This window comes from Mesorhizobium sp. M7A.F.Ca.CA.004.04.2.1 (genome assembly GCF_004022825.1).
Classification (GTDB): domain Bacteria; phylum Pseudomonadota; class Alphaproteobacteria; order Rhizobiales; family Rhizobiaceae; genus Mesorhizobium.
The window spans coordinates 1-3767 of the sequence record NZ_RZPH01000603.1 but is presented as its reverse complement, the minus strand read 5'-3'; the positions used below and the strand labels follow the sequence as shown (position 1 = coordinate 3767).

Sequence of the window (3767 nt, the reverse complement as noted above, 5' to 3'; positions counted from 1 at the left end):
CTACCACACCCATTGCGATCCGCGCCTTAACGCCGACCAGGCGATCGAACTGGCCTTCCTGGTCTCGGATCTGTTGAAGAAGAGCCACCCGGTGCAGCACAAGCAGGCGGTCAACGGCTGATTTTCGCGCAGTCCGAATAAGATCCACGAAAGGGCGTCCGAGAAATCGGGCGCCTTTCATGTCTGCGCTAGTCCAGTGTTCCCGGCACCAGCGGGCAGGGACTGTCAGTCCTTCTTGTAGAGCAGCCAGCTCTTGCCGGCCCGGCCTGCCATCGTCGAGTGCTTGGTGACCCGGTTGCGGCCGCTGACCTTGGAGCGATAGAGCGCCCGGTCGGCCTTGGTGTAGAGATCTTCGGGTCCTTCGGCTTCGGACGCCATGCAGATACCCATCGAGACGGTGACGGTGCCGTAATTCGTGCCGGTCTGGCTGCTGGTGAACGGCGTCTGCTCGATCAGGGCGCGAATGCGCTCCGCAACGTCATAGGTGGCGTCCTCGCTGGCGCCCTCGATGATCAGCGCGAACTCCTCGCCGCCGGTGCGGGCGACGAACATGTCGCCGCGAATGCTGGTCTGGAAAATATCGGCGATGCTCTGGATGATCTTGTCGCCGACCGGGTGGCCATAGCGGTCGTTGATATCCTTGAAGCGGTCGATGTCGACAAGAACCAGGGCGTTGAACAGGATACCCCTGTTGCTGTTGTAGATCCTGGTGATCTCCTTGTCGAAGGCGCGCCGATTCCAGATATGCGTCAAGGGATCGGTGTCAGCCAGGCGCTTGTACTCCTCAAGCTTCGACTTGACGCTTTCGAGTTCGGCCGTCTTGTCGCTGAGCGTCGAGGCCACCTGCCGGCCGTGATCGATCGTCGAATTGGTGGCAACCGCCATGGCGTTGGCGATCTTCTGCAGGAGATCCTGAGAGAGAAGGCTGCGTCCGCTGAGGCCGCTCGATGTCTCATCGAGGATCCTGCCGTATTTCTCGATGTGGCTGCGCTCGCTCCGCAGCAGCGAAGCAACCTCCTCGAGCTCCCTGGCAATGACGTCTCTGGCATGCTCTACGATGCCAGGGCCATGGTTGTGGGCAAAGAAAGTGCGCCCGATCTGGTCCAGTTCATCCTGTGTCGGCCGGCTGGCCAGCGAAACGACGGCCAGGCTGAGTTCGCGATTGGTGCCGCTCAGGGCCTCATAGAAGATCTCGTAATTGCGCGGCAGGCCGAGCACGCCCAATTGGCGCATTGTCGCGACAACAGTGGCTGCGATGTCGGTGCTTCGTTCGGTCGGGACAGCTGCCGGCTGCATCTTGGTTCTTCCCCTCGGATCCTCCGCGGAATTCGCGGTTTCCCTTTGTCGCCGAGCCCTGGGGAATGCGACCGACGCTTCGAACAACTTGCGAAGGGATGCGTCCCCACCCACGGCCTTCGCTTGCAGGTGACCATAAATGCGCCGTCGCTAAAGTTTCCTTAACTGGCAGAGGTTCAGCGGGTTTTCTCTGTCTGCGGGCTGTAAAAGCCTTAGTCCGTGCGTCCAACAGTTGGAAACAACGCCGGTGCGGCGGCTTGAATTCGCGATTCGCGCATCGCACTCTTGAAAATGAAACCGAATTTCGGATTCTCCACGCCAGCACATGTCGCATTTGCTTGCGTGCTTGCGCGGCAAAGCTGGAATCCTAAGCCATGCCCGGCACTTTTCTTCAAGGAGGATCGACGTGAGTGATGGTCACCAGGGATCGTGTCTGTGCGGAGCCGTCCGCTTCAGAACGAACGGGGCGCTGCGTGGCGTCGTCTATTGCCATTGCTCGCAATGCCGCAAGCAGAGCGGACATTTCTATGCCGCGACCAATGTTGCCAACGCCGACATCGTGATCGAGGGCACGGAAAGTATCACCTGGTACGAAGCCTCTACCTTCGCCAGGCGTGGGTTCTGCAAGGCATGCGGATCGGTGCTGTTCTGGAAGCCGCGGGACCAGGACTACGTTTCGGTCATGGCGGGATCGTTCGACAAGCCGACAGGTCTTGAGGGCGAATGCCATATCTTCGTCGGTGACAAGGGCGACTATTATTCGATCGACGACGGGCTGCCACAGTTTGAAAAGTCGACACCGTCCATACCGGTTGCTGAATGAATCTTGGACAAGTCACCTTATTCCATTGATCTGGCCAGCCATTGCATTATCCCGTGCCGGTGATTCGCAAAGGGGTTTGGCATGCAGCGGCTGATCGATGCTTATTTCAATTCGGTGCGGGCGTTTCGCAAGCTGGCCACCAGCGAGAAGGCTTTCCAGCAGGAGCTGATGCTGCTGGCGCTTGCCTTGCCGCTCGGCTGGTTCGTTTCGATCTCGTGGCGCGGTTATGCCTTGCTGATCGGCGCCGTGTTGCTCTTGATCATGGTCGAAGTGCTTAACACCGGCATCGAGGCGGCATGCGACGCTTTCAGCCGCGAGTTCAATGTCGATATCCAGTTGGCCAAGGATTGCGGTTCGCTGGCGGTGCTGATTTCGGTACTCATCGTCGCCGGCGTCTGGGGCATTGCCATTATCGAGCGGATCACCGGGCTACCGATCTAGCCTTTCGATGCCTATATGCCAGTCACCAAAGGAGACTGTCATGGCCGGGGCCGCCAATTTTCTGCTTCTCGAACGCGTGGGCCTGCCGGATGATCTGCGCTGGCTGGCCGAGAAATATCCGCGTGAAAACTGGCAGGATCATGCCAATATCCACGGCATCGCCAATATGTGGCTGCAGCGGCACGACATGTTCCGCGAACTTGGCGGCATGCTGGCCAACGGCATCGGCGACTACCGTGAGGGACGGCTGACGGCGCCTGATTTCGCGCGCTGGTTCGCGCCCCGCCTCAATCATTTTCTAGGCAACCTCGACGGTCACCACAACGTCGAGGATTATCAATATTTCCCGGTCTTCGCCAAGGCCGAGCCCCGTTTGAAGCACGGCTTCGAGATACTCGATGCCGACCATCACACCATCCATGAAGGGCTGGAGCGTAATGCCGAGGCGGCCAATGCGTTCATCAAGACGCTTCAGGAGAGCGAAGACAGACAGCGCTTCGCCGCCGACGCCTATGCCGACGAAAACAGCCGGCTGATCGCCATGCTGACAAGGCATCTTGCCGACGAGGAAGACCTGATCATCCCGCTTATCCTCGATCGGGGGGACCAGGCGCTCGGCGTGGATTGACGATCAGCCCTCCCTGGCGCGTTCCTTGCTGGCGATGTGACGGGCGACGAGCCATGCCAGAACGGCCACGGTCAAGCCGATGCCAAGCCCGATCAGCAACCGTTCGTGATGCATCAACGCCTGGCCGATGACGTGCTCGGCGCCAAGTCCAAAGACATAACCGATCGTGCCGAACAGCACCGCCCAGACCGCCGATGAAAGCGCGTTGAGGATGACGAAGCGCGGCGCAGCGATGTTGGAAAGCCCGGCTGCAATGCCGCCGACGAGGCGCATGCCGTAGATATAGCGGTTGGACAGCACGAAAATGTCGGGATGGGTGTTGAGCAGCCGAAAGGCGCGGCGGAAGCCGGGCCGTTTGCGCAATCTGACGACATAGGGATGGTCGGCGAAGCTTCGTCCGAGGATGAAGAAGAAAGTATCGCCGACGAAGGCGCCGAGCGCCGCCGCAAGAACCGCGTGCCACAGGACGAAGACCTGCTGGTGGGCGAAGAAACCGCCAAGAATGGCGGCACTTTCGCCCTCCGCGACGCAACCGATAAAGACCGCGAGCAGCCCGTATTGTTCGATGAAATGATGGAT

6 protein-coding genes are annotated in these 3767 nt (G+C 59.7%); 4 read left to right on the top strand and 2 right to left on the bottom strand.

The features are described 5' to 3' along the window. The coding region (locus EN893_RS23520) for a 3-deoxy-7-phosphoheptulonate synthase (protein WP_164901046.1) at positions 1–121 on the top strand (121 nt) is incomplete at its 5' end. 104 nt (positions 122–225) lie between these two features. On the opposite strand, the gene EN893_RS23515 is transcribed toward EN893_RS23520, so the two are convergent. After that, positions 226–1296: a diguanylate cyclase gene (locus EN893_RS23515; protein ID WP_127271420.1), complete on the bottom strand. Its 1071-nt coding sequence runs from the start codon at positions 1294–1296 to the stop codon at positions 226–228. A gap of 406 nt (positions 1297–1702) precedes the next feature. Here EN893_RS23515 and EN893_RS23510 point away from each other — a divergent pair, with 406 nt between their 5' ends. The 3 genes from EN893_RS23510 (at position 1703) to EN893_RS23500 (ending at position 3188) form a co-directional block, all read left to right on the top strand. Next, positions 1703–2119 carry a GFA family protein gene (locus EN893_RS23510; protein ID WP_027036778.1) on the top strand — a complete coding sequence of 139 codons (417 nt, stop codon included), beginning with the start codon at positions 1703–1705 and terminating at the stop codon, positions 2117–2119. 81 nt (positions 2120–2200) lie between these two features. Beyond that, positions 2201–2560: a diacylglycerol kinase gene (locus EN893_RS23505; protein ID WP_023810560.1), complete on the top strand. Its 360-nt coding sequence runs from the start codon at positions 2201–2203 to the stop codon at positions 2558–2560. A gap of 40 nt (positions 2561–2600) precedes the next feature. Next, positions 2601–3188, top strand: coding sequence for a hemerythrin domain-containing protein (locus EN893_RS23500; protein ID WP_127268647.1), 588 nt, complete (start codon positions 2601–2603; stop codon positions 3186–3188). Positions 3189–3191: 3 nt separating this feature from the next. On the opposite strand, the gene EN893_RS23495 is transcribed toward EN893_RS23500, so the two are convergent. Next, positions 3192–3767: DedA family protein (locus EN893_RS23495; protein WP_245490887.1), on the bottom strand; the 576-nt coding region annotated here is incomplete at its 5' end.

Excerpts from the sequence above, each read along its gene's own strand:
- EN893_RS23500 (WP_127268647.1), top strand. The coding sequence starts at position 2,601 with ATGGCCGGGGCCGCCAATTTTCTGCTTCTCGAACGCGTGGGCCTGCCG.
- EN893_RS23505 (WP_023810560.1), top strand. The coding sequence starts at position 2,201 with ATGCAGCGGCTGATCGATGCTTATTTCAATTCGGTGCGGGCGTTTCGC.
- EN893_RS23515 (WP_127271420.1), bottom strand. The coding sequence starts at position 1,296 with ATGCAGCCGGCAGCTGTCCCGACCGAACGAAGCACCGACATCGCAGCC.